The sequence below is a fragment of the Pseudomonas oryzihabitans genome (genome assembly GCF_006384975.1).
Classification (GTDB): Bacteria; Pseudomonadota; Gammaproteobacteria; order Pseudomonadales; family Pseudomonadaceae; genus Chryseomonas; species Chryseomonas psychrotolerans_B.
Genome location: NZ_CP021645.1, coordinates 1,892,388 through 1,917,983 on the forward strand (window position 1 = coordinate 1,892,388; position 25,596 = coordinate 1,917,983).

General features: G+C 64.6%; 23 protein-coding genes and 1 pseudogene. 12 read left to right on the forward strand and 12 right to left on the reverse strand.

What is annotated here, in order from left to right; translation table 11 throughout:
* Positions 1-19 precede the first annotated feature (19 nt).
* Genes CCZ28_RS08305 through CCZ28_RS08320 form a run of 4 tightly spaced genes read left to right on the forward strand, consistent with a single transcriptional unit; the run spans position 20 to position 3,498 of the window.
* Positions 20-1,345: a TRZ/ATZ family hydrolase gene (locus tag CCZ28_RS08305; RefSeq protein WP_140217403.1), complete on the forward strand. Its 1,326-nt coding sequence runs from the start codon at positions 20-22 to the stop codon at positions 1,343-1,345.
* Between the two features lie 33 nt (positions 1,346-1,378).
* Positions 1,379-2,077 (forward strand): bifunctional 2-polyprenyl-6-hydroxyphenol methylase/3-demethylubiquinol 3-O-methyltransferase UbiG, encoded by a 699-nt coding sequence (gene ubiG, locus CCZ28_RS08310; protein WP_058761561.1) that lies wholly within the window; start codon positions 1,379-1,381, stop codon positions 2,075-2,077.
* A 3-nt stretch (positions 2,078-2,080) separates the two neighbouring features.
* Positions 2,081-2,752: an N-acetylmuramic acid 6-phosphate phosphatase MupP gene (gene mupP, locus CCZ28_RS08315; RefSeq protein WP_140217404.1), complete on the forward strand. Its 672-nt coding sequence runs from the start codon at positions 2,081-2,083 to the stop codon at positions 2,750-2,752.
* Positions 2,753-2,760: 8 nt separating this feature from the next.
* Complete coding sequence (locus CCZ28_RS08320) at positions 2,761-3,498, forward strand: YciK family oxidoreductase (protein ID WP_140217405.1); 738 nt, start codon at positions 2,761-2,763, stop codon at positions 3,496-3,498.
* Between the two features lie 201 nt (positions 3,499-3,699).
* Here the strand turns inward: CCZ28_RS08320 and CCZ28_RS25075 are convergent, their stop codons facing one another.
* From CCZ28_RS25075 to selD, 5 genes and pseudogenes are all read right to left on the reverse strand, one after another.
* Positions 3,700-4,563 carry a methyl-accepting chemotaxis protein gene (locus CCZ28_RS25075; RefSeq protein ID WP_437179212.1) on the reverse strand — a complete coding sequence of 288 codons (864 nt, stop codon included), beginning with the start codon at positions 4,561-4,563 and terminating at the stop codon, positions 3,700-3,702.
* Between the two features lie 21 nt (positions 4,564-4,584).
* Positions 4,585-5,652, reverse strand: a pseudogene (locus CCZ28_RS25080) (HAMP domain-containing protein); the annotation flags it as partial.
* Positions 5,653-5,792: 140 nt separating this feature from the next.
* Complete coding sequence (locus CCZ28_RS08330) at positions 5,793-6,083, reverse strand: hypothetical protein (RefSeq protein WP_140217407.1); 291 nt, start codon at positions 6,081-6,083, stop codon at positions 5,793-5,795.
* Between the two features lie 68 nt (positions 6,084-6,151).
* Positions 6,152-7,252 (reverse strand): tRNA 2-selenouridine(34) synthase MnmH, encoded by a 1,101-nt coding sequence (gene mnmH / locus CCZ28_RS08335; protein WP_140217408.1) that lies wholly within the window; start codon positions 7,250-7,252, stop codon positions 6,152-6,154.
* The gene (gene selD / locus CCZ28_RS08340) at positions 7,252-8,286 is read right to left on the reverse strand and encodes a selenide, water dikinase SelD (protein ID WP_140217409.1); all 1,035 of its coding nucleotides are present in this window, start codon (positions 8,284-8,286) and stop codon (positions 7,252-7,254) included. Before selD ends, mnmH begins: the two co-directional genes overlap by 1 nt.
* Before the next feature lie 342 nt (positions 8,287-8,628).
* On the opposite strand from selD, the gene CCZ28_RS08345 reads away from it, so the two are divergent.
* Positions 8,629-9,819: a CynX/NimT family MFS transporter gene (locus CCZ28_RS08345; RefSeq protein ID WP_240795253.1), complete on the forward strand. Its 1,191-nt coding sequence runs from the start codon at positions 8,629-8,631 to the stop codon at positions 9,817-9,819.
* Here CCZ28_RS08345 and CCZ28_RS08350 read toward each other — a convergent pair.
* From CCZ28_RS08350 to CCZ28_RS08375, 6 genes are read right to left on the reverse strand one after another with little or no spacing between them, the layout of a single operon-like run.
* A complete protein-coding gene (locus CCZ28_RS08350; protein ID WP_140217410.1) occupies positions 9,816-10,625 on the reverse strand; it encodes a DUF4892 domain-containing protein in 810 nt (269 codons plus the stop codon). The two genes, CCZ28_RS08345 and CCZ28_RS08350, sit on opposite strands and share 4 nt — an antisense overlap.
* A 6-nt stretch (positions 10,626-10,631) precedes the next feature.
* Positions 10,632-11,513, reverse strand: a complete 882-nt coding sequence (locus tag CCZ28_RS08355) for an alpha/beta fold hydrolase (protein WP_140217411.1) — start codon at positions 11,511-11,513, stop codon at positions 10,632-10,634.
* A gap of 2 nt (positions 11,514-11,515) precedes the next feature.
* Positions 11,516-11,953 (reverse strand): hotdog fold thioesterase, encoded by a 438-nt coding sequence (locus CCZ28_RS08360; RefSeq protein ID WP_140217412.1) that lies wholly within the window; start codon positions 11,951-11,953, stop codon positions 11,516-11,518.
* Between the two features lie 21 nt (positions 11,954-11,974).
* The gene (gene sixA / locus CCZ28_RS08365) at positions 11,975-12,430 is read right to left on the reverse strand and encodes a phosphohistidine phosphatase SixA (protein WP_140217413.1); all 456 of its coding nucleotides are present in this window, start codon (positions 12,428-12,430) and stop codon (positions 11,975-11,977) included.
* A complete protein-coding gene (locus CCZ28_RS08370) occupies positions 12,427-12,726 on the reverse strand; it encodes a DUF4389 domain-containing protein (RefSeq protein WP_140217414.1) in 300 nt (99 codons plus the stop codon). The genes sixA and CCZ28_RS08370 overlap by 4 nt, the downstream gene beginning before the upstream one ends.
* 33 nt (positions 12,727-12,759) lie before the next feature.
* On the reverse strand, positions 12,760-13,782 hold the full coding sequence (locus CCZ28_RS08375; protein WP_140217415.1) for an NAD(P)H-dependent glycerol-3-phosphate dehydrogenase: 1,023 nt from the start codon (positions 13,780-13,782) through the stop codon (positions 12,760-12,762).
* Between the two features lie 434 nt (positions 13,783-14,216).
* Between CCZ28_RS08375 and fabA the strand changes: the two genes are divergently transcribed.
* From fabA to CCZ28_RS08390, 3 genes are all read left to right on the forward strand, one after another.
* Positions 14,217-14,732, forward strand: a complete 516-nt coding sequence (fabA, locus tag CCZ28_RS08380; protein WP_058761548.1) for a 3-hydroxyacyl-[acyl-carrier-protein] dehydratase FabA — start codon at positions 14,217-14,219, stop codon at positions 14,730-14,732.
* A gap of 11 nt (positions 14,733-14,743) precedes the next feature.
* On the forward strand, positions 14,744-15,961 hold the full coding sequence (fabB, locus tag CCZ28_RS08385; RefSeq protein ID WP_140217416.1) for a beta-ketoacyl-ACP synthase I: 1,218 nt from the start codon (positions 14,744-14,746) through the stop codon (positions 15,959-15,961).
* A gap of 256 nt (positions 15,962-16,217) precedes the next feature.
* Entirely contained in the window at positions 16,218-17,432 is a 1,215-nt protein-coding gene (locus tag CCZ28_RS08390; RefSeq protein ID WP_140217417.1) for a sugar MFS transporter, read from the forward strand.
* Positions 17,433-17,833: 401 nt separating this feature from the next.
* On the opposite strand, the gene CCZ28_RS08395 is transcribed toward CCZ28_RS08390, so the two are convergent.
* Positions 17,834-19,180: a dicarboxylate/amino acid:cation symporter gene (locus CCZ28_RS08395; RefSeq protein WP_140217418.1), complete on the reverse strand. Its 1,347-nt coding sequence runs from the start codon at positions 19,178-19,180 to the stop codon at positions 17,834-17,836.
* A gap of 402 nt (positions 19,181-19,582) precedes the next feature.
* On the opposite strand from CCZ28_RS08395, the gene CCZ28_RS08400 reads away from it, so the two are divergent.
* The 4 genes from CCZ28_RS08400 (at position 19,583) to CCZ28_RS24425 (ending at position 25,569) form a co-directional block, all read left to right on the forward strand.
* Positions 19,583-20,308, forward strand: a complete 726-nt coding sequence (locus CCZ28_RS08400) for a 4'-phosphopantetheinyl transferase family protein (RefSeq protein ID WP_437179213.1) — start codon at positions 19,583-19,585, stop codon at positions 20,306-20,308.
* Positions 20,309-20,937: 629 nt separating this feature from the next.
* Complete coding sequence (locus CCZ28_RS08405; protein ID WP_140217420.1) at positions 20,938-23,853, forward strand: ribonucleoside-diphosphate reductase subunit alpha; 2,916 nt, start codon at positions 20,938-20,940, stop codon at positions 23,851-23,853.
* A 236-nt stretch (positions 23,854-24,089) separates the two neighbouring features.
* Positions 24,090-25,340, forward strand: coding sequence for a ribonucleotide-diphosphate reductase subunit beta (locus CCZ28_RS08410; RefSeq protein ID WP_140217421.1), 1,251 nt, complete (start codon positions 24,090-24,092; stop codon positions 25,338-25,340).
* Between the two features lie 73 nt (positions 25,341-25,413).
* A complete protein-coding gene (locus tag CCZ28_RS24425) occupies positions 25,414-25,569 on the forward strand; it encodes a hypothetical protein (protein ID WP_167509223.1) in 156 nt (51 codons plus the stop codon).
* The last annotated feature ends 27 nt before the right edge of the window (positions 25,570-25,596 follow it).

Consider the following 25,596-nt stretch of genomic DNA (forward strand, 5'->3'; position numbering starts at 1 on the left):
CTCATTGGAACCGCCGCAGATGCCCACCCCCGCGCCCCTGGACCTCTTGTTGCTCCCCAGCTGGATCGTGCCGGTGGAGCCGGCCGGGGTGGTCCTGCGCGACTACGCCCTGGGCGTACGCGACGGCTGCATCGCCCTGCTCGCGCCGCGTAGCGATGCCCTGCGCCAGCCCGCCAAGGAAACCTTGGAGCTGCCGGGCAAGGTCTTGATCCCGGGCCTGATCAATGCCCACGGCCACGCCGCCATGACGCTGTTCCGGGGCATGGCCGACGACCTGCCGCTGCAGACCTGGCTGCAAGACCACATCTGGCCCGCCGAAGGGCGCTGGGTCGACGAAGACTTCGTCCGCGACGGTACCACCCTGGCCATCGCCGAGCAGATCCGTGGCGGCATCACCTGCTTTTCGGACATGTACTTCTATCCCCAGGTAGCCTGTGAAGCTATCCATCGCACCGGCGTACGCGCCCAGGTCTGCCTGCCGATCCTCGACTTCCCGATCCCCGGCGCGCGCACCGCGGACGACATGATCCGTCGCGGCCTGGAGCTGTTCGACGACATGAAGCTGCACGAGCGCATCAGCGTGGCCTTCGGCCCCCATGCACCCTACACAGTGGCCGACGCCAAGCTCGAAGAGATCCTGGTGCTGGCCGAGCAGTTGCAGGCACCGATCCAGATGCACGTGCACGAGACGGCCTTCGAGGTGGAGCAGGCCCTTGAGCAGACCGGCGAGCGACCACTGTCACGCCTGCGTCGCCTGGGCCTGCTCGGCCCGCGCTTCCAGGCCGTGCACATGACCCAGGTCGACGACGAAGACCTGGAAAATCTCGTCGAGACCAACAGCCACGTCATCCACAGCCCGGAATCCAACCTCAAGCTGGCCAGCGGCTTCTGCCCGGTGGAACGCCTTTGGCAGGCCGGCGTCAACGTCGCCATCGGCACCGACGGCGCGGCCAGCAACAATGATCTCGACCTGCTCGGCGAGACCCGTACCGCCGCCTTGCTGGCCAAGGCCGTCGCCGGCTCCGCCACCGCCCTCGATGCCCATCGCGCTCTGCGCATGGCCACCCTCAACGGCGCTCGCGCCCTGGGCCTGGAGCGCTGCCTGGGTTCGCTGGAAGTGGGCAAGGCGGCCGACCTGACCGCCGTCGACCTCAGCGGCCTCGCCCAGCAGCCGCTCTACGATCCCGTTTCGCAACTCATCTACGCCACCGGCCGGGATCGCGTCAGCGACGTCTGGGTCGGCGGCGTGCCGCTGCTGCGCCAGAGCGAACTCGTACGCCTGGACGAGGCCGAACTCATAGCCAATGCGCAGCAGTGGGCCACCCGTATCCAGCAGGGCGCCTGACGCGCCCCGCTCCCCTTGCCTCTGGAGAATCCCATGTCCAACGTCGATAACGCCGAGATCGCCAAGTTCGAGGCCCTCGCCTACCGCTGGTGGGACCGCGAGAGCGAATTCAAGCCGCTGCACGACATCAACCCGCTGCGCGTCAACTGGATCGACCAGCACGCGGGCCTCGCCGGCAAGAAGGTGCTGGACGTCGGCTGCGGCGGCGGCATCCTCAGCGAAGCCATGGCACAACGTGGTGCACAGGTGACCGGCATCGACATGGCCGAGGCGCCGCTGGCGGTGGCCCGCCTGCACCAGCTGGAATCCGGCGTGCCGGTGGAATACATCCAGGAGACCACCGAAGACCACGCGCGCAAGCACGCCGGCACCTACGACGTGGTGACCTGCCTTGAGATGCTCGAACACGTGCCGGACCCCTCGTCGGTGATCAAGGCCTGCCACGATCTGGTCAAGCCGGGCGGCCAGGTGTTCTTCTCCACCATCAACCGCAATCCCAAGGCCTACCTGTTCGCCATCGTCGGCGCCGAGTACGTGCTGCGCCTCTTGCCGCGCGGCACCCACGACTTCCGCAAGTTCATCCGCCCCTCGGAACTGGGCGCCTGGGCGCGCGCCGCCGGCCTCAACCTGCGCGACATTATCGGCCTCACCTACAACCCGCTGACCAAGAGATACAAGCTGGAAGGCGACGTGACGGTGAACTACATGGTGCGCACCCAGCGCGAGGATTGATCCATGCGTCTGCAAGCGGTCCTCTTCGACATGGACGGCACCCTGCTGGACACGGCGCCGGACTTCATTGCCATCGTCCAGGCGATGCGCCAGGACCAGGGTCTCCCACCTGCCGATGAAACCCGCCTGCGCGGGGTCATTTCCGGCGGCGCCAAGGCCATGATCCTGGCCGGCTTCGACGTCGATCCGCTCGGTAACGAGCTGGAGCCCCTGCGCCTGGAATTCCTCGAGCGCTACCAAGAGCATTGCGCCGTCCATACCCGGCTGTTCGATGGCATGGACGAGATCCTGCGCGACCTCGACGCCGCCCGGCTGCGCTGGGGTGTGGTGACCAACAAGCCGGTGCGCTTCGCCGAGCCGATCATGCAGCGCCTGGGCCTGGCCGAGCGCTCGGCCTGCCTGGTCTGCCCCGATCACGTCGCCCGCAGCAAGCCGGATCCGGAAATGGTGCTGCTGGCCTGTCGGCAACTGGATGTCGATCCCCAGGTCGCCCTGTTCATCGGCGACGACCTGCGCGACATCGAATCCGGCCGGGCTGCCGGCAGCAAGACGGTGGCGGCGCGCTACGGCTACATCCACCCCGACGATCGCCCTGAGCACTGGGGCGCTGACGCCATCATCGACCATCCGCTGGAATTGCGCGCCCTGCTCGACCGCGCGCTGTGCGGCTGCTAGGAGGCCGGATGTTCGACTACCAAGCCCCTGCCGAGCTGCTGCGGGACCGCGTCATCCTCATCACCGGCGCCAACCGCGGCATTGGCGCCGCCCTGGCCAAGGGCTGCGCGGCCCTGGGTGCCCGGGTGATCCTCCAGGGTCGCGATGCGACGGCACTCAACCAGGTGTGCGCCGAGATCCTGGCCAGCGGTGGTCAGGCGGCCGAGCCCCTGGTGCTGGATCTGGAAAACGCCGACGAAGCCGTCTATGCCGATGCGGCAGAGCGCCTGCAGCAGGAATACGGCCGTCTCGATGGGCTGGTGCACAACGCCGGCCTGCTCGGGCCGCGGGTACTGCTGGAACAGACTCCAGCCGAGGCGCTGGCCCAGGTCATGCAAGTCAACGTCCTGGCCGGCTTCGCCTTGACCCAGGCGCTGTTGCCACTGCTCAAGGCATCGGGCGATGCCTCGGTGGTCTTTACCTCCAGCAGTGTCGGGCGCAAGGGGCGGGCCGGCTGGGGCGCCTATTCGGTGTCCAAATTCGCCACCGAGGGGCTGATGCAGGTTTGGGCCGAAGAACTGGCGGAGGCGGCCATCCGGGTCAACAGCATCAACCCGGGCGGCACCCGTACAGCCATGCGCGCGGCAGCCTATCCCGCTGAAGACCCCGCCCGGGTACCCGCCCCGGACGCCATTCTGCCGGTCTATCTCTATCTGCTCGGCCCCGACAGCCGCGGCACCTCGGGCCAGGCGCTCAACGCTCAGTAGTGCCCCGCTGGCTCAGAGCCTGTTCAAAATCTTGCGAGCTAGAGCCAAACAAGGCCTGGGCGGCCCCACGAAAACACCTGAGGAAGCGGATCGGACTCGCGCTCGAGTTTACGAGTGGTAAATGAGCATTCCGACGGGGCTGGCCTTCCAGGGCGTTTTCAACGCAGTTTGGCCGACGCGCAGCAGATTATGAACAGGCTCTCAGACGTGGAAGCGCCGGACCAGCTTGGTGAGTTCGTCACCTAGGCTAGCCAACTCACGACTGGCAGAAGCCGTCGCGGCCATCGCCTGGCTGGTTTGATCGGCGCCATCACGAATGCGTGTGACATTGACCGCGACCTCTTCGGCCACCGCGCTCTGTTGTACGGCGGCGGCGGCAATCTGCTGGTTCTTCTGCTGGATGCTGGAGACTGCCGTAGTGATTTCGTCGAATGCCAGCCGGGTTTCGCCTACGCTGGACACGGTACCGGACAGCAATTGCTCGCTCTGTTGCATCCGCTTGACCGCTTCGCCACTCCCCTTCTGCAACACGACAATCAGTTGTTCGATCTCGACACTCGACTGCTGGGTACGGCGCGCCAGAGCCCGGACCTCATCGGCGACCACCGCGAAACCACGGCCTTGATCGCCCGCGCGTGCCGCCTCGATGGCCGCGTTGAGCGCCAACAGATTGGTCTGCTCGGCCACTGCCTTGATCACGTCGAGCACGGCGCTGATCGCCTGGCTGTCGCGGGAGACGCTCTGCAAACTATCGGCGGTGACACGCACATCCAGCCCCAAGGTCTCGATGCTGTCCAGACTCCTGCCAACGATCGCCTGACCATCGCTCACCTGACGCTCGGCCTGGTCCACCGCCGTGGCTGCGGACTCGGCATCTTCGGCCACACCATGAGCGGTCGCGGCCAACTCTGCCATGGCAGCGGCGACCTGATCGGTTTCCTCGCGTTGACGCGTCACCCCCTCCTGGGCTTCACGCGCGTGCTCGGCCAGCTCCTCGGCGGCCTGGCCAAGACGACCGATACCGCTCTGCAATTGCAGAACCATGCTGCGCAGCGCCGCCACCATGCTGGCACTGGAGCGCTGCAGCTGACCGATCTCGTCGCCACGGTCCACCTTGAGTTCCACGTCCAGCTCACCCTCGGCGATGCGTTCGGCGGCGGCGATCACCTTGCGCAGCGGGCGAACGATGGCCAGGGTGATGAACAGCGCGGCCAGGGCACCGACCACCAGGGCGAGCAGCGCAATGCTGCCGATGGTGAAGATGCGCTTGGTGATCATCGCCTGCAGCTCCGCCTCCTGCTGCCCATAGAGGGCATCGACCTGTTGCACGGCGGCGTCGGCGAGGGAGGTCATGCGCTTACCAGCCGCCTGCTGCTGGGCTAAGGCCGCGGCGTAGTCACTCAACCGCTTGGTGAATTCCTTGATGTTGGTCGAGACGTCCTGGATGACGGACGCATAGGCGGGATCGCTCAACTGCGGCTCCACCTTGGCCAGCAGCGCCAGGGCAGCGACGGCCGACGGCAGTGGCTCGTTGTCCAGCGTGGTCTTGCTGGCACGCGCCTGGGCCTCGTCGAGACTCTTGAGCATCAGCCGATAGAGCTCGCCCACCTGCTGGGACAGCGTCAGGAGTTCAGCGCCCTGCTTGCCACCGGAGTCGCGCAGCGCATAGGCACCGTCATCCAGCAAACCGGACTGCAGAATATCGAGGCTGTTGGCTGCGCCGCCCACCAGGAAGGTTGCTCCCTCCATGGCCAGTTGCCGCGAGGTATTGAGGCGCTCGTATTCAGTGAAGGCCGCGCCATAGGCCTTGATGGCCTCCATGGCGTCCTTGACCGCGGCGACGTTGGCGTTACCGAGTTGCTCGGTGAGCTGGTTCAGGCCTTCGAGCACCTTGGGCAGCGCCTGTCGCAGGTGCTCCGCCTGGGCGGTATCACCGGTGAGGCGAAATCCCTGTTCCAGTGCCCGGACCTGCATGACCTGCCGATTGACGGCAGCCACTTCCTTGAGTGAGCCGAAGCGATGCTCGACGTCCTTCAGTGCCAGCCCACCCTGGATGGCGACACCCAGGGTAAGCAACAGTACCAAACCAAAACCGACGGCCAGTTTGGTCGCGGTCAGCCAATTAGCCAGGCGAAATTTCGCGATCCCGTTCATAAGGCCCTCAAAAGATCCAGTTCCGTGGAAAGCTGTCGTCCACGGAGCCCGATTCTTAATGGTCTTATGACTGAAGTGCTATCACTCGTCGCAAACGGTTATATAGGAGTCGCTTTAGGCGTCACCCCTGACGGATCGGTCTAGCGTCCGGCACGGGATTCGCGGATATAGAAGCGCGCCTTCTCGGCGTTCTTCACGCAACCGCTGTAAGCCTCGACCTGCTGCTGCGTCTTGGCCGTAGAGAGCAGGGCCAGCGCCTTGGAATAACTCACGGTACCGGAAAAGCCCTCGGCCTTGGCCAGGTCCAGCTCCTGCCAGGCGGAACGGGTCTGGTCGGCGCAGTTGTCACGATTGACCACCTTACCCGAACAACCGGCGAGCACAACCAGGGCCAGCGTGACCGATACGACGGGGACCAGTTTCGACTTCATCTTCTTCTCCTCGTGACCGGCGAAAAGGCCGGATAACCGCAGCGTAGACCACCAGCTTGCCGGGCTGTTCAGCGAGGCTTGCGAAGATAATCGACGACGGCGGCCTGGTCGCCGCTGAAGATCACCCGCGCTGCCTTGCTCTCGCGCTGATAGGCGTACATGGGATCGTAATACTCGGCGAGCAGCCCCTCGATCCAGCCACGATGCGCCGCGACCTCGCCCGAGCGCTCCTGCTCCAGCAGGGCGGCATCGAGAACGGCCGACAGCCGCTGGAAACGCTCGCCGCCGAGTCGCTTGGCGATGCCGGCGAGACTCTTGCGCAACTGCTCGGCGAACAGCGCGAAGCCCTGCTCCTGGCCATGGAGCGCGGCGAATTCCGCTGCCAGGTCGATGACGTAGTCGCGCAGGATGCGCTCGATGCGGTTTTCCCGGCTGTCTTCCAACCAGACCAGCGGAAACTGCTGCATGCCCTGGTGCAGCTCCAAGGGCAAGGAGCAGCGACCGACCAGCCGCGATTCGTCCTCCAGGACGAACTGCGCCTGCCCGGCGTGACGACGGCGCAGCAGGTCGATGGCCAGGCGATTCTCGAAATCGATCTGCCCCGGTTGTGGCGTGGCGCGCTTGCCGAAGCTGGAGCCCCGGTGATTGGCATGGCCTTCGAGATCCACGGCGTTGTCGAGTTGAGCCACCACCTCGGTCTTGCCGGTACCGGTCATGCCGCCGACGATGACGAAGCGACACTCGGCGAGGGCCTGTTGCAGCGTCTCGATGAGAAAGGTCCGCATGGCCTTGTAGCCACCCACTACGCGGGGATAGGCAACGCCCGCTTCGCTGCGTAGCCACTCCTGGCTGATCTGCGAGCGCAGACCGCCACGGAAGCAATAAAGGTAGCCCTCCGGGTGCGCATGGGCGAAATCGGCCCAGGCCTGGATCCGCTCATGCTTGATGTTGCCCGATACCAGTTGATGGCCCAGCTGCACGGCGGCCTGCTGGCCCTGCTGCTTGTAACGGGTGCCCACCCGCTGCCGCTCCAGATCGTTCATCAAGGGCAGGTTGGTCGCCAGGGGGAAGGCCCCCTTGGCGAACTCCACCGGCGCCCGGACATCGATCAGGGGAATGTCGCTCAGGAACAGCGCCCGCAGGTCGCGGGCATCCTCACGCTGGGTCATCAGGCCACCTCGACCGCATGGGCGCGGCGCGCCACCAGTCGGCCAATGGTTTGCAAGGCCAGGCCCTGCTCCGCCGCCACCGCGAGGAACTCCGCCTCCCCTTCCGGCGCCACCGCCACGAGCAGACCGCCACTGGTCTGGGGATCGCACAGCAGTTGGCGACGACGCTCGTCCAGCGCAGCGATGCGGTGGCCATAACTGTCGAAGTTGCGCTCCGTGCCTCCAGGCACGCAGCCCTGCTCGAGATAGAAATCCACCCCTTCGAGGGTGGGAATGGCGGCGAATTCCAGTTCGGCGGTCAGACCGCTGCCGTCGGCCATTTCCACCAGGTGCCCGAGCAGGCCGAAGCCGGTGACGTCGGTCATCGCCGTGACTCCCGCCAACCGACCGAAACGACTGCCGGGGCGATTGAGCTGGCACATGGTGTCCCGCGCCAGGTGCTGGTCCTGCGGGCGCAGCAGCGCGCGTTTCTCGGCGGTGGTGAGGATGCCGATGCCCAGTGGCTTGGTCAGATAGAGGCGGCTGCCGAGGGCCGCCGTGTCGTTGCGCTTGAGATGGCGCTTTTCCACGATACCGGTGACGGCCAGACCGAAGATCGGCTCCGGGGCGTCGATGGAATGACCACCGGCCAGGGGAATGCCGGCCTCGTCGCACACTCGTCGCCCCCCGGCGATGACCTCCCGGGCCACCTCGGGCGGCAGGACGTTCACCGGCCAGCCGAGGATGGCGATGGCCAGCAGCGGATCGCCGCCCATGGCGTAGATATCGCTGATGGCATTGGTGGCGGCGATCCGGCCAAAGTCGAACGGATCGTCGACGATGGGCATGAAGAAATCGGTAGTGGAGACCACACCCCGCTCTTCATCCAGACCATAGACCGCTGCGTCGTCGCGCGAGGCGTTGCCCACCCACAACCGTGGATCCAGATGCTGGGCGCCACTCCCCGCCAGGATGGTCTCCAGGGTCTTGGGTGCGATCTTGCAACCACAACCGGCGCCGTGGCTGTATTGGGTGAGGCGAATGGGATTGGTCATCGAAACTCCGGATCAGCGGTGCCGCTCGCTCGACGAGCAGCGCGAGGGGCGGTAATAGTAGCAAAAGCCTGTTCCGGGGCGGTGATCGAGGCGCCTAACAGATCGCAAACCAAAGCAAAAGGGCCTATTTCTGGCGGTAATCCACAGTTGCTGTGGATAACCACGTGGAAAACCTCAAGCTAGCCGCGGACAAGCGAGCGGCAGTGCGGCAGTGGTCGAACTGGTGATTTTTTAGCCGCCCAGCCAAACTATTTTTTCTGCGCCAAGGCTGGCATAAGACAGCGCCGTGCGTTATGGCCAAGGTGCGCTAGCATTGCTGGTTTCCCTGCCATTGCCGTGCTCATGTCTTCTCACGCCACTACCCGTCTCACCACTTTGCAACGCGGCTGGCTGCTCGCCAGCCTCATGCTCATCGCCCTCAACCTGCGCCCGGCGCTTTCCAGCCTGGCGCCCCTGCTGCGCCAGATCGAAAGCAGTACCGGCCTTTCCAGCAGCGCCATCGGCCTGCTGACCACCCTGCCCGTGCTGTGCCTGGGACTCTTCGCGCCCCTGGCGCCGCGCCTGGCCCGCCGCTGGGGCAGCGAACGCACCCTCGGCGCCATCCTGGCGTTACTGGCGGCGGGGATCGTCTTGCGCAGCCTGGTGCCGCCCCTTGGCCTGTTCCTCGGTAGCCTGATCGCCGGTGCCTGTATCGGCATCCTCGGCGTGCTGTTGCCAGCGCTGGTCAAGCGTGATTTCCCCGCCCAAGCCGGACAGTTGATGGGGCTCTACACCATGATGCTGTGCATAGGCGCAGCCATAGCGGCCGGGGCGACCGCACCGCTGGCCGAGGCCTTCGACGGTCACTGGCAACCCGCCCTCGCCGCCTGGGCCGGGGTTGCGCTGCTGGCCTTGCTGATCTGGCTGCCGCAACTGCGTCAGCCTCCAACCCTGGCGCCGCCACGAGGCGCGGGCGGCTCGCTGTGGCGCAACCGCCTGGCCTGGCAGATCACCCTCTATATGGGCTTGCAGTCGTCCCTGGCCTACATCGTGTTCGGTTGGCTGCCCACACTCTTGGTCGACCGCGGCCTGGGCGTCGTGGAGGCCGGTCTGATGCTGTCGGGGTCGGTGCTGACGCAACTGCTCAGCGCCCTGACCGCGCCCTGGCTGGCTACCCGCGGCCGCGACCAACGTCTGGCCATCGTCGTGGTAATGGCCGCCACCCTCGCCGGCCTGCTGGGCTGCCTGTATGCGCCCCTGGATAGTCTCTGGCTGTGGGCCGTGGTCCTGGGCCTGGGTCAGGGCGGTACCTTCAGTCTGGCGCTCGCCCTGCTGGTGTTGCGTTCGCGCGATGCGGAAACCGCCGGACGGCTATCCGGCATGGCCCAGGGCGCGGGCTACAGCCTGGCGTCGCTCGGGCCGCTGCTGGTGGGCATCCTCCACGACGCCACCCACAGCTGGGCGCCCATGGGCGTGCTCTTCACCCTGATCGCCATCCTCGCCACCTTGTTCGGTCTGGCTGCGGGGCGTACCCGTTACGTCAACGACCTCTAGCGTCGATAGAGACCGGCCGCGCGCCCGCCATCAGTCTGCAGCCGCGGCGCGCGAGTGCCGGCCTTGAGTAGCGCGTTCTGCCAGGCTTCGGCCTGGGCGCCGCCCAGGGTCACGGCAACATCGCGATTGAGCGCCAGGGCCGCCGCGAGACGTTCGACCCAGGGCTGTTCCGGGGCCTCGCCCAGGGCCGGTAGCAACAGTTGACCATCGCGCTGCAGCTCCTTGAGCAGAGTACCCGCCGTCGGCAGCAGCTCCGGCAAGGGCTGCGCCGCCTGCAGGCGTTCGGCGTGCAGATAGCCGCGCCGATTGCCGCGCACGATGCCGTAAAGCATCAATACGGTTTGCGGTTCTTGTAGTTGCAGCACGACGAGGCCCTGCTGGTCGTCGAGACCATAGAGCATGGCCTCGCCCAGGAGGTTGTTGGCGATGACGTTGCTGGCGCCACAGTCGCGCCCTTCGCACCAATAGAGCAGGGTCGCGCCCCGTTGCTGCAGGCGCTGGCGTTCGCTGTCGAGGCGTGCGAGCGGTGGATGACCGCTGGCCAGTTCGAAGGTCTGGGTCTGCAATTCGCCCTCGACCTGCAAGGACGCCTCCAAGCGCAACCGGCCACCGATGCGATTGACCGGTCCCAGCGGATAGAGTCGCTCGACCGTTGCCGGTCCCGTCTCGCGAACCAGTTGCGCATGGTCCAGAGGGGAGATTTCCGCCAGCACCGCCCCTTGCGCCCAACCAGCGGACAGCAGCAGACCGATCAGCAGGAAGCGGCGAGTGGATACAGCGCGGGGAAGGAGCGGACGGCTAGGCATGCCGCATTATTCGTTGCGTCCGGCCTCGGCGGCAAAGAAGGCATTGAAACAATCTGCGACGGCCTGGGCGCCCTGGGCGTCATCCAGATGCAGATGATGCCCGCCCGCCAGCTCATGCAGGGTGAAGCAAGACTGCTCCCGGGCTAGTGCCATGGCCTCCGGATGCGGCGCCAGCAACCCATCGGCGGCGATCACCAACGCGGTGGGGCAGCGTACGGCGCGAACGCAGGCGCGGGCCTGCTGCGGGGTGAATCTCATGCGGCTGGACAGCCGCAGACGGGGATCGGAACGCCAGGTGTAGCCGCCCGGCACAGCCATCAAGCCACGCTCGGCCAGGAGCTCGGCCGCTTCCCGGCTCACCGTCAGGGCACCTTTCAAGCGCGCCGCCACGGCGTCTTCGACACTGGCATAGACGGGCTTGCGCCGGTTGGGCAGCTCCAGTTCAGCGAGCAGCGCCTTGCCCAGCTTTTCGGGCACCTCGTCCGCGGGCGTGGTGTAGGGCAGCAAGCCGTCGATCAGGGCCAGACGCTCGATCCGCTCCGGCAAGGCCGCGGCAGCGATGACACTGACGATGGCGCCCATGGAGTGTCCGAGCAGCCCGAAACGCGTCCAACCCAGTTGCTCGGCGGCGGCCAGCACGTCCAGCACATAATCCTGGATCGCATAGCCACCGCCGGCCGGCCGATGCGCCGACAGCCCGTGGCCGGGCAGATCCAGGGCGACGATGCGCAACCCGGTCAGCCGCGGCGCGAGCTGGGCGAAGGTCATGGCGTTGTCCAGCCAGCCGTGCAGTGCCAGCACCGGATAGCCATCCTCGGGGCCAGATACCCGGGCGCTCAGCTCCACATGGGGCAGCTCAAGCCGCAGCTCCTGAACCTGAGCCGTCATGCTCAGGAGCCATCCCGCTGCAGGGGAACCACGGCGACGGTCAGCCGCGACACACAGGTCAGGCGCCCTTCGTCGTCGCTCAAGCGGATGTCCCAGACGTGACTGCTGCGCCCCAGATGCAGCGGCCGGGCGACCGCCGTCACCCGCCCGGAACGCACGCTGCGTAGGTGGTTGGCATTGATTTCCTGACCCACACAGTAGTACCGCGCGCGATCCACGCACAGCATGCTGGCGACCGAGCCGACCGTCTCGGCCAGGGCCACCGAGGCGCCTCCGTGTAGCAAACCCATCGGCTGGTGAGTACGACGATCCACCACCATGCTCGCCGTGAGGCTGTCGTCATCCCAGGCTTCGATACGCATGTCCAGGTGCTGGCCGAGGGTGTCATCGAGTAGCCGGGTCAGGGCCGCGGGATCGGGAGGGGTCTGCCAGATGCTCATGTCGCTTCCTTAGAAGAGGCGTCAGGCGTCGAAATGCCTGACCAGATCGAAACCACCCGCCAAGGGCAGTGGTGCTTCCAGACATAGTAGGCAAGCGGTACCCATGGGCACCGGCGCCTGACGATGGCCATGCAGTAGCCAGCCGGCCAAGTCGCCGACGAAGGGATTGTGGGTTACCAGCAGCAACCGCTCCACCCCCTGCCGCTCCAGCTCCGCCAAGGCCCGCTCGGGTTCGCCGTCGGGTGTCGCCCAGCCGGCGGTATGCAGCTCGCCGGCCCAGGCCAGGTGCTGCTGCACCAGGGCTGCGGTCTGGCGTGCTCGCACATAGGGACTGGTCAGGATGAGTTGCAGGTCAGCGCCTTGTAGCTGCGCGGCGCTGCGCAAGATCGCGGCGCGACCGGCCGGGGTCAGCTCACGCAACTCGTCGCTGGGTGCTCGCGCCTCGGCTTCGCCGTGCCTTAGCAGCCAGAGCTTCATGGCGCGGTGGCGGAGCGGTCTTCGGACCGGCCCTCGGCCGGCCAGTCGGCGAAGGGCCAGGGTTTCACCTCACTGGCAAAGGTGCCGAAACGTACGATCTGCGCCAGGTAGGTAGCCAGCGCCGCGCCGAAATCGGTCAGTCCGGGGTTGGCTTCACCCTTGATCAACCGCACGACCAATTGCAGCAGTACCACCACCGCCAGCACGTATTGCGCGCCCAGCCAGACGAACAGGAACAGCAGCATCCAGATCAGGCGCAGGCCAAGCAGCTCGCGGGAATGCGTGGGTTCGGACATGAGAATTCCTCTTTTTTCAGACAGTGTAGCGGCTCAGCTAAAAGTGGCGTCGGCGACATCGACATCGGTCTTGGGCTCGCCCCCCATCAGGGCCTCGATCACTTGGCCTAGGCTGCGGCCCTGGAACAGGATCGCATAGAGGCCATTGACCAGGGGCATGTAGACGCCCAGCTCGTCCGACTTCTCCTTGAGGACCTTGAGTGTGTTGACGCCTTCGGCAGTCTCGCCGATCTGCGCCACCGCCTCTTCCAGGCTGAGGCCACGACCGAGCGCATGCCCCACCCGGTAGTTGCGGCTCTTTTCCGACGAGCAGGTGACGATTAGATCCCCTACCCCGGCCAGTCCCAGGTAGGTGATGGGATTGGCACCACGCTGCACGGCGAAGCGGGTCATCTCCGCCAGGGCGCGGGTGATCAGCATGCTGCGGGTGTTCTCGCCCATCTCCAGCGCCGCGGCCATGCCGGCGATGATGGCGTAGACGTTCTTCAGCGCCCCGGCCAGCTCCACCCCGAGGCGGTCGGCACTGGCGTAGACGCGGAAGGTACGGCCATGCAGAGCGGCCTGGACCTGGCGGCACACCTCTTCGTCCTCGCTGGCCACCACGGTGGCGGTGAGTTGGTGCTCAGCGATCTCCCGGGCGAGGTTGGGGCCGGAAATGATGCCGATACGCGCCCGCGGCACGATTTCCGCGAGGATCTCGCTCATCAGCATGAAGGAATGGGCTTCGATGCCCTTGGTGGTGCTGACCAGGAAGCGCCCTTCCAGTTGGCTGGCGATGGGCGCCAATGCCTGGCGCAAGGCACTCGACGGCAGGGCTACCAACACCAACTGGCAGCCCTCGATGGCGGCCGGCAGATCGCTGGTCGCCTCGACTGCGGCATGCACCTTGATACCCTTGAGATAGCGCGGATTCTCACGCTGGCGGCGGATGGTCTCGGCCTGTTGCGGATCGCGCATCCACAGGCGTACCGGCAGCCCATTCTCGGCGACCAGATTGGCCAGGGCGGTACCGAAACTGCCGCCGCCCAGCACGGCGATGGGGGATTGGACTGTCATCGAAACTCTCGTCTTCACCGCGATCGCGCGGCCTTGTCACCATTATACGTTAGCTGCTCGAACGCCTCAGGGCCTGCGCATGCTCTTGCTGGATGGCGGTCGAACAGCATCGAAATTGCCCTGAAAGACTCTATTACCCTAGGTAGACTACGGCTACCCGGGCCTTCGCTTCATTCATGCTCACCCTACAGGGCAACCGTTGGCTGTTTACTCCCGTTGGTCGTCGCACCTGGCCGGGCTGGAGTTCGCGCGATCATGAACAGTCGCTCAGGATGGAGAATTGACTGCAGAAAGTGCACAATGGTCCGTTAACGAGCGGGGCGCTGGCCTGTGACTTTCCCGATGCCCCGGCAGTCTACTGCTACACGAAGCCATACCCAGAGCGACCATTGGAGTCGCCAGAGCCTGGATCTAGGCCAGCTACAGGAGCTTGCATGACCAAACAACACGCCTTTACCTACGAAGACTTGCTGCGCTGCAGCCGTGGCGAGCTCTTCGGTCCGGGCAACGCCCAATTGCCCGCGCCGAACATGTTGATGATCGATCGGATCGTGCATATCAGCGAGGTAGGCGGGAAATACGGCAAGGGCGAACTGGTGGCGGAACTCGATATCCGTCCCGACCTCTGGTTCTTCGGTTGCCACTTCGAAGGCGATCCGGTGATGCCGGGCTGCCTGGGCCTGGATGCCATGTGGCAACTGGTAGGTTTCTACCTTGGCTGGCAAGGCAATCCGGGTCGCGGTCGCGCCCTGGGCTCCGGCGAAGTCAAGTTCTTCGGCCAGGTCCTGCCGACCGCCAAGAAGGTCACCTACAATATCCATATCAAGCGCACCATCAACAGGTCGCTCATTCTGGCCATCGCCGATGGCACCGTTAGCGTGGACGGCCGCGAGATCTACTCCGCCGAAGGTCTGCGCGTCGGCCTGTTCACCTCCACCGATAGCTTCTAAGGGCTTTTCGCATGCGTCGCGTCGTCATTACCGGTCTGGGTATCGTTTCGTGCCTGGGCAATGATAAAGACACCGTTTCCGCCAACCTGCGCGCGGGCCGTGCCGGCATCCGTCACAACCCGGAATATGCCGAAATGGGTCTGCGCAGCCAGGTGTCCGGCTCCATCGACCTGAACCTCGAAGAATTGATCGACCGCAAGGTCAAGCGCTTCGTCGGCGATGCTGCCGCCTACGCCTACTTGGCGATGGAGCAGGCCATCAAGGACTCCGGCTTGTCCGAAGAGCAGGTCTCCAATCCCCGCACCGGCCTGATCGCCGGTTCCGGTGGCGCTTCCACCTTCAACCAGATGGAAGCCCTGGACATCCTGCGCGAGAAGGGCGTCAAGCGCGTCGGTCCCTACCGCGTGACCCGGACCATGAGCAGCACGGTTTCCGCCTGCCTGGCCACCCCCTTCAAGATCAAGGGCCTGAACTACTCCGTCGCCTCGGCCTGCGCCACCAGCGCCCACTGCATTGGCCTGGCCATGGAGCAAATCCAGCTCGGCAAGCAGGACGTGGTCTTCGCCGGTGGCGGCGAGGAAGAGCACTGGACCCAGAGCATGCTGTTCGATGCCATGGGCGCCCTCTCCAGCGACTACAACGAGACGCCGGAAAAAGCCTCCCGTGCCTATGACAGCAAGCGTGACGGTTTCGTCATCGCCGGCGGCGGCGGCATGGTGGTGGTCGAGGACCTCGAACACGCCCTGGCCCGCGGCGCCAAGATCTATGCCGAGATCGTCGGCTACGGCGCGACTTCCGATGGCTACGACATGGTCGCCCCGAGCGGCGAAGGCGCCATCCGCTGCATGCAGCAGGCGCTGTCCACCGTCGACGGTCAGATCGACTATCTGAACACTCACGGCACCTCCACCCCGGTGGGCGACGTGGCCGAAATCAAGGGCGTACGCGCCGTGTTCGGCGACAAGGCCCCGACCATCAGCTCTACCAAGAGCCTGTCCGGTCACTCCCTGGGCGCTGCCGGCGTGCACGAAGCCATCTATTGCATGCTGATGATGGAGGGCAACTTCATCGCCGCCTCGGCCAACATCGACGAGCTGGATCCGGAAGTCGCCGACATGCCGATCCTGCGCGAGACCAAGGAAGACGCCAAGCTGGACCTCATCATGAGCAACAGCTTCGGCTTCGGCGGCACCAACGCCACCCTGGTACTCAAGCGCTGGCAGGGCTGATAGTCCCCGCCTCGCTCGATAGAAAACGGCGCCTCTGGCGCCGTTTTTCATTTCTGCCTCCCTGCCCAGCTGAACCGGCTGCGCCCCTGGCGGTCGAAGGCGCCAGCACTTCGCCTGCGAACCTCTCGGAAGAATGGATTCAGCAGCGCGAATAGCTTAATCTCGCGCCGCCTCGCTGTGCCTGCGCATCTGCCATAGACAGCGCTGTCCAGAAACCCTGGGCAGAGACAAGAAACCGTTTTCCCCTGGAGCCCCAATGCACAATCAAAACCAGAGCTACCGCGGACCCTTGATCGTCCTTACCATGCTGTTCTTCATGTGGGGTCTGATCACCTCACTGAACGACATCCTGATTCCCCACCTGAAGGCCGTCTTCACCCTCAGCTACCTGCAAGCCTCGCTGATCCAGTTCTGCTTCTTCACCGCCTACTTCATCGTCTCCTTCCCGGCCGGTCGCCTGGTGGAAAGCCTGGGCTACAAGAAGGGCATCATCGTTGGCCTGCTCACCGCCGGCGTGGGTTGCGTGCTCTTCTACCCTGCCGCCGGTGCCCACTCCTACGGCTTCTTCCTGACCGCCCTGTTCGTGCTGGCAGCCGGTATCACCGTGCTGCAGGTAGCGGCCAACCCCTATGTGACCATCCTCGGCAAGCCGGAAACCGCGGCCTCGCGCCTCAACCTGACCCAGGCCTTCAACTCCCTGGGCACCACGGTCGGCCCGCTGGTCGGCGCCGTGACCATCCTCGCCCTGGTCGGCGAGGACTCCGCGGCCCACTCGGTGCAACTGCCCTACCTGATCCTGGCCGGCATGCTGGTCGCCCTGGCGGTCATCATCGGCCTGTTCCGCCTGCCGCAGATCAAGGACACCGAACAGGACAACGCCACTGACGAGAACGCCCTGGCTGCCAGCAGTGTCTGGGCCTATCGCCACCTGCTGCTCGGCGTGGTCGGCATCTTCATGTACGTGGGTGCCGAAGTCTCCATCGGTAGCTACCTGGTGAGCCTGATGGAAAGCCCAGACGTGGCCGGCCTGGACGCCGCCACCGCCGCCAAGTACCTGTCCCTGTACTGGGGTGGCGCCATGGTCGGTCGCTTCATCGGCGGCGTGATCATGACCAAGGTGCGCCCGAACCTGGTGCTGAGCTTCAACGCCATCGCCATCGGCGTACTGCTGGCCGTGGCCGTGCTGCAGGGCGGCAAGGTCGCCATGTGGGCGCTGCTGGCCATCGGCTTCTTCAACTCCATCATGTTCCCGACCATCTTCTCCCTGGCGCTCAAGGGCCTGGGCAAGTTCACCTCCAAGGGTTCGGGCCTGCTGTGCATGGGTATCGTCGGTGGCGCGCTGGTGCCGGCCATCCAGGGCTACTTCGCCGACACCATCGGCCTGCTGCCCTCCTTCGTGATCCCGCTGATCTGCTACGTCTACATCCTGTTCTACGGCGTGATGGGCTATCGCCCCACCCTGCGTCGCTGATCCACCCTCCGAAGCGCTGGCGGCCTGCCAGCGCTTCACCCCTCCCCTCGCTATACTCCCGCTGCTCTTCCGCACCCCAGCCCTCGCTCGACGGCCTCAGGCATAGCCTCGCCATCGCCTGCCTCTCAGGGACGGCTAACGGCTCACGGCTATCAAGCCTTCTGCTACGTTTTCGCTCGCTGCCGGACGGTCCTCGCTGCACATCCGGCCTGGCTGTGCCGGGAACACCCGAGCCCTGCTTCCCCCGGTCGTACCGCCCATCCAGGCGCCCCTGCCTGGCATAGTCACAACCGCTCACGGCCCTGACCAAATTCCGCCCAAAAGAAAACGCCCGTATCCAGGGATACGGGCGTTTCGATGTTGCTAGAGGGCCGCCCTAAGCGCCGGCCCTCGGCCTAGGCTCAGGCAGTCTGACGTGCTTCCTCGATCTCGACGGCGTTCGGGCCGCGGGCGAGTTCGGTCTTCAGGGTCTGCTCGTCCAGCTGGCCGCACCACTTGGCGACCACGATGGAGGCCACGCCGTTGCCGACCAGGTTGGTCAGGGCGCGGGCTTCGGACATGAAGCGGTCGATACCCAGGATCAGCGCCAGGCCAGCGACCGGTACGTGACCGACGGCGGACAGGGTGGCAGCCAGCACGATGAAGCCGCTCCCGGTGACGCCCGCAGCGCCCTTGGAGGAGATCAGCAGCACCAGCAGCAGGGTGATCTGGTGGGTGATGTCCATCTGGGTGTTGGTGGCCTGGGCGATGAACACGGCGGCCATGGTCAGGTAGATGGAGGTACCGTCGAGGTTGAAGGAGTAGCCGGTGGGGATCACCAGGCCAACCACCGACTTCTCGGCACCCAGCTTCTGCATCTTGGTCAGCATGCGCGGCAGGGCGGACTCGGAAGACGAGGTACCCAGCACGATCAGCAGCTCTTCACGGATGTACTTGATGAACTTGAGGATGCTGAAGCCATGCACGCGCGCGACGGCGCCCAGCACCACCAGCACGAACAGCAGGCAGGTGACGTAGAAGCAGGCCATCAGGTAGCCCAGCTGCACCAGGGTGCCGACGCCGTATTTGCCGATGGTGAACGCCATGGCACCGAAGGCGCCGATGGGGGCGAGCTTCATGATGACGTTGATGATGTTGAAGAAGACGTGGGAGATGCGGTCGATGAAGTTGAACACCAGCTGACCGGTCTCGCCCAGGCGGTGCAGGGCGTAGCCGAACAGCACGGCAAAGAACAGCACCTGGAGGATCTCACCGGTGGCGAAGGCGTTGACCACCGTCGACGGGATGATGTTCATCAGGAAGTCAATGGTGCTCTGCTTCTCGCCGGCCGCGGCGTAGGCAGCGATGCCCTTGGTATCCAGGGTGCTGACGTCGACGTTCATGCCGGCGCCCGGCTGGACGACGTTGACCACGATCAGGCCGATCAGCAGCGCGACGGTGGAGAAGATCTCGAAATACAGCAGCGCCATGCCGCCGGTCTTGCCCACGGCCTTCATGTTCTGCATGCCGGCGATACCGGTCACCACGGTGCAGAAGATGATGGGCGCGATGACCATCTTGATCAGCTTGATGAAACCGTCGCCCAGCGGCTTCATGGCAGCGCCGGTCTGGGGATAGAAGTGGCCGAGCAGAACACCCAGCACGATCGCCACGATCACCTGGAAGTACAGGCTCTTGTACAGCGGTTGCTTGACGTTTCGCTTGGGCGCGGGAGCAGTAGTAGTTGTTGTGTCGACGGTAGCTGTCATGGCTCGTTCCCTTGTGGCCACTGGCTGACGTCCTGTCTGAGTGGGCACCTGACTGAAAGTGGCTCTCTCATCCTGAGAGCTTTTTGTTGTGGATCCGGTGGTCGCGCTGACGGCAGCACCAGTATCTGGCTGGAATATAAGCAAGCGTCGTTCCACTTTTATTACGCAATCAAAAGGCCAGCTTTCATGCACCTTTCAGCCAGGAGTCCAGGGAGCAGATGGCGGCGGAACCTCGCCATCCGACCGAAATGGGCGGAAATCCCCCACCGCCCTAGGCGGTTTTCCGCCAGCCTGGGCCGGTAGTCGGCTATCCTTTAGCGCCCTGTTAGTGGAGTCCGTCGTGGCTGTTGGTAACCGCTCTTTCCTCTTCGGGATCGCCTGGTCGTCATGCGCAGCCTGTCAGTGAACGACCTGCCGGGCTGCTGCAGTGCTCCCAGTGAATTAGCGCCCCTAAACCCCGAGCTGGCGGCGCTGGAAAGCCTCTGCTGCCGGTTCGACCCTACGCAGGTGAACCTCGAGCGTGATGCCCTGCGCCTGGGCCTCCAGCCTCCGGACAACATCCGCCGCGCCGTGGCCAAGCGCCAGGCCGAATACCTCGCCGGCCGCCTGTGCGCCCGGGAAGCCCTGCTCCGGTTGAGCGGCATCGACGTCGTGCCGGGTCACTCCAGCGAGCACCGGGGACCGGTCTGGCCTAGCGGCCATGTCGGCGCCATCACCCACAGCCAAGGCTGGGCCGCTGCGGTGGCCGGCCGTCAGCAGGACTATCTGGGACTCGGCTTGGATGTCGAAGCCCTGCTCGAACCCACCAAGGCCTTGCGCCTGGCCGAGCAGATCCTCACGCCGACCGAACTGGAGCGGCTCGGTCCGCTGGACGAAACCGAACAGGCCTTCGCCATCACCCTGGCCTTTTCCGCCAAGGAGAGCCTGTTCAAGGCCTTGTATCCACAGGTACGGCAGATGTTCTTCTTCCAGGACGCCGAGCTCCTCGACCTTCGACCAACCGGCACCTTCGGCATCCGCCTGCTGCTCGACCTCTCCCCGCGCTGGCAGGCCGGCGCGCAGTTGGAGGGCTATTTTCGCCTGGACGAGGAAAACCGCCTGCTGACGCTGTTGGCACCCAAGGCCTGAGCACGGCTGCGTTCTTTATAAAGGAAAGGTCACCGTTTCCTTGGCTCGCTGAGTGACCAGGGTAGGCATTGGGCTGTAGGGGCAGAACGTCGCAGTCGCTATCTACCGTTTTCTTATGGTGAGGAAAATCCTCATAGCGAACCGGTATATCTGCCGACCGCTGACAGTCCAGCACACCCGCCGCCTGTACGTTATTTGACCACCCCGCTCTGATCCCAGCCTTCACGCGCACTGGCTGGGCACCACCCCCAGGATACCCCTCAGTCCCGAACAGCTTATCCACGTCTTATCCACAGCCGGAAACGTGACAAACGCGACATCTAGTGGCCCTTGCACCCCCGCACCACCATATATAGCAGTTCGTCGGCATGACCTGGGACGGCGAAACACCCCTCTGTCAAGACTGTCTTCCCTAACGAGGAGGGCTTATCCTGTCGCCCGAATTATGAATTTCCAGGGTCCCTGACCCCGAACGCCGGCTCCTGCGGGAATCGGCGCTGGTACGGCTTTTCGTTGGAATCTTCATTGGTAAAGGCGCGACAGGCAGTCGTCGCGCAGGCACTGAGCCAACACTCTTCTGGACCGCCGGCTCGCCGACGGTCCCCTCTTTCCGATCAAGGGAGATCCGCATGCACACCGACCTGACCCGCGAGCAAGCCCAGCAGGGCCGCCCGGCGCAAGACGACAGCCAGGACCTGGGCGCCACCGCCCCCGGTCAACTGCGCGTCATCAAGCGCAACGGTACCGTCGTCCCCTACACCGACGACAAGATCACCGTGGCCATCAGCAAGGCTTTCCTCGCCGTGGAAGGCGGTACCGCTGCGGCTTCTTCGCGCATCCACACCACCGTCAAGCAGCTCACCGACCAGGTCAGCAGCACCTTCAAGCGCCGCATGCCTTCCGGTGGCACCATCCATATCGAAGAGATCCAGGACCAGGTCGAACTGGCCCTGATGCGCGCCGGCGAGCAAAAGGTCGCCCGCAGCTACGTGATCTATCGTGAAGCTCGTAGCCAGGAGCGCAAGCAAGGCGCCGCCAGCGACATCGCCGAGCCGCACCCGAGCATCCGCGTCACCAAGGCCGACGGCACCACCCAGCCGCTGGACATGGGCCGCCTGAACACCATCATCAGCGAAGCCTGCGAAGGCCTCGAAGAGGTGAACGGCGAGCTGATCCAGAAGGAAACCCTGAAGAACCTGTACGACGGCGTGGCCGAGAAGGACGTCAACACCGCCCTGGTGATGACCGCTCGCACCCTGGTCGAGCGTGAGCCCAACTACTCCTACGTCACCGCCCGACTGCTGCTGGACAGCCTGCGTGCCGAAGGACTGAGCTTCCTCGGCGTGGCCGAATCCGCCACCCACCACGAGATGGCCGACCTCTACGCCAAGGCCCTGCCCGCCTACGTCGCCAAGGGCGTGGAGCTGGAGCTGCTGGACCCGAAACTGGCCACCTTCGACCTGGCCAAGCTGGGCGCCGCCATCGATCACGAGCGTGACCAGCAATTCACCTACCTCGGCCTGCAGACCCTGTACGACCGTTACTTCCTGCACAGCCACGGCACCCGCTTCGAGCTGCCCCAGCTGTTCTTCATGCGCGTGGCCATGGGCCTGGCGCACATGGAGCAGGACAAGGAAGCCCGCGCCATCGAGTTCTACAACCTGCTGGCCAGCTTCGACTACATGGCGTCCACCCCGACCCTGTTCAACGCCGGCACCCTGCGTCCGCAGCTCTCCAGCTGCTACCTGACCACCGTGCCCGACGACCTGTCCGGCATCTATGGCGCCATCCACGATAACGCCATGCTCTCCAAGTTCGCCGGCGGCCTGGGCAACGACTGGACCCCGGTACGTGCGCTGGGCTCCTACATCAAGGGCACCAACGGCAAGAGCCAGGGTGTCGTGCCCTTCCTCAAGGTGGTCAACGATACCGCCGTGGCGGTCAACCAGGGCGGCAAGCGCAAGGGCGCGGTCTGCGCCTACCTGGAAACCTGGCACCTGGACATCGAGGAATTCCTCGAGCTGCGCAAGAACACCGGTGACGACCGTCGTCGTACCCACGACATGAACACCGCCAACTGGATCCCCGACCTGTTCATGAAGCGGGTCTTCGAGGACGGCAACTGGACCCTGTTCTCTCCCGCCGACGTGCCCGATCTGCACGACCTCTACGGCAAGGCCTTCGAAGAGCGCTACGAGTACTACGAAGCCCTGACCGAGTACGGCAAGCTCAAGCTGCACAAGACCATCAAGGCCAAGGATCTCTGGCGCAAGATGCTGTCCATGCTGTTCGAGACCGGCCACCCGTGGCTGACCTTCAAGGACCCGTGCAACCTGCGCAGCCCGCAGCAGCACGTGGGCGTGGTGCATAGCTCCAACCTCTGCACCGAGATCACCCTGAACACCAACAAGGACGAGATCGCCGTGTGCAACCTGGGTTCGGTGAACCTGGTGAACCACATCGTCGACGGCAAGCTGGACGTGGCCAAGGTCGCCCGCACCGTGAAGACCGCCGTGCGCATGCTCGACAACGTCATCGACATCAACTACTACTCGGTGCCCCAGGCGGAGAACTCCAACCTCAAGCACCGTCCGGTCGGCATGGGCATCATGGGCTTCCAGGATGCGCTGTACCTGCAGCACATCGCCTACGGTTCCGATGCCGCCGTGCAGTTCGCCGACACCTCCATGGAAGTGATCAGCTACTACGCCATCCAGGCCTCCTGTGACCTGGCCGAAGAGCGTGGCAGCTACTCCAGCTTCCAGGGCTCGCTGTGGTCCCAGGGCATCCTGCCGATCGATTCCGAGAAGCGCCTGATCGAAGAGCGCGGCGCCAAGTACATCGAGGTCGACCTGTCCGAGACCCTGGACTGGGCCCCGCTGCGCGAGCGTGCCAAGAAAGGCATCCGCAACTCCAACATCATGGCCATCGCCCCGACCGCGACCATCGCCAACATCACCGGCGTGTCCCAGTCGATCGAGCCGACCTACCAGAACCTCTATGTGAAGTCGAACCTCTCGGGCGAATTCACCGTCATCAACCCCTACCTGGTACGCGACCTCAAGGCCCGCGGCCTGTGGGACTCGGTGATGGTCAACGACCTCAAGTACTACGACGGCTCCGTGCAGCAGATCGAGCGCATCCCGCAGGATCTGAAGGACCTCTACGCCACTGCCTTCGAAGTGGAGACCAAGTGGATCGTCGAGGCCGCCAGCCGTCGCCAGAAGTGGATCGACCAGGCCCAGTCGCTGAACCTGTACATCGCCGGCGCCTCGGGCAAGAAGCTCGACGTGACCTACCGCATGGCCTGGTTCCGCGGTCTGAAGACCACCTACTACCTCCGTGCCCTGGCCGCCACCAGCACCGAGAAGTCGACCATCAACACCGGCAAGCTGAACGCCGTGAGCGCCGACCCCATCACTGGCGTCCAGGCCAGTGCCGCGCCCGCCCCGGCGCAGAAGGTCGAAGCCGCTCCGGCCCCCGCACCGGCTCCGGTGCCCAAGGCCTGCAGCCTCGACGATCCCGAGTGCGAAGCCTGCCAGTAACACCCAGCCCTCTCTAGCAGAGGGCCGCTCTCCATCCCCTCTCCCTCTGGGAGAGGGTTAGGGTGAGGGTCACACCCCACCCGCGCACCGCTCTTATCCCCTCTCCCCTCGGGAGAGGGTTAGGGTGAGGGCCAACCCCCACACCCACAGCTCCAGACCCCCTCTCCCCCGGGAGAGGGCTAGGGTGAGGGCCACGCCGCCCCGCCCCCACCACACAGCCACCCAGGAGACACCCCATGCTGAACTGGGACGAATTCGACAAAGACGACGAAACCACCACCGCCAAGCCCGCCCAGGCTGCCGGCCAGCAGGCGCCCGCCCAGACCGAGCGCCTGGATTCCGAAGGCGACGCCCTGGTCCATGACGCCCGCGCCCTGTCCGCCGATGACTCCGATGCCGTGGCCCGCGCCAAGGCCGCGTTGAACGAGCTGGACATCCAGGAAGGCCTGGACGACTTGGAAGGCTCCTCCGCCCGCGTGCACGTCGGCGACAAGCAGATGATCAACGCCCGCGCCGACCTCAACCAGCTCGTGCCCTTCAAGTACGATTGGGCCTGGCAGAAGTACCTGGATGGTTGCGCCAACCACTGGATGCCCCAGGAAGTGAACATGAACGCCGACATCGCGACCTGGAAGAGCGCGGACGGCCTCACCGAGGACGAGCGTCGCATCGTCAAGCGCAACCTCGGCTTCTTCTCCACCGCCGACTCCCTGGTAGCCAACAACCTGGTCCTGGCCGTCTACCGCCTGATCACCAACCCCGAATGCCGCCAGTACATCCTGCGCCAGGCCTTCGAAGAGGCGATCCACACCCACGCCTACCAGTACTGCATCGAGTCGCTGGGCATGGATGAAGGCGAGATCTTCAACATGTACCACGAGATCCCGAGCGTCGCGAAGAAGGCGAGCTGGGGCCTGAAGTACACCCGCTCCATCTCCGACCCCGAGTTCAAGACCGGCACCCCGGAGACCGATCGCCAGTTCCTCAAGAACCTGATCGCCTACTACTGCGTACTGGAAGGCATCTTCTTCTACTGCGGCTTCACCCAGATTCTCTCCATGGGCCGCCGCAACAAGATGACCGGCACCGCCGAGCAGTTCCAGTACATCCTGCGTGACGAGTCCATGCACCTGAACTTCGGCATCGACATGATCAACCAGATCAAGATCGAGAATCCCCATCTGTGGGATGCCCAGATGAAGGACGAAGCCACCCAGATGATCCTCCAGGGCACCCAGCTGGAAATCGAATACGCCCGCGACACCATGCCCCGCGGCGTGCTGGGTATGAACGCGGCGATGATGGAGGACTACCTCAAGTTCATCGCCAACCGCCGCCTAACCCAGATCGGCCTCAAGGAAGAATACCCGGGCGCCACCAACCCCTTCCCCTGGATGAGCGAGATCATGGACCTCAAGAAGGAGAAGAACTTCTTCGAGACGCGGGTGATCGAGTATCAGACGGGTGGGGCGTTGAGCTGGGATTGAAAGAGTTTATCAAGGCTCCTTAAAACACCTATTTGCTTATAGCATCTACTCAAAACCACCAGGGGAGATAAGCATGTTTTTAGGTTTCTTTATAATGGCAGCCGGCATATTAGCTTTAGCCGAAGCCATAGGGCTAATTGGTGCAAATGTAAAATGGGGAATTCCACTAGCCATTACTTGCTTTGGCGCATCGCTTATATGGGAAGCAATCCAAAAGCGTAAAACCTAGAATAAAAGAAGGGCCGCGCTTGCGGCC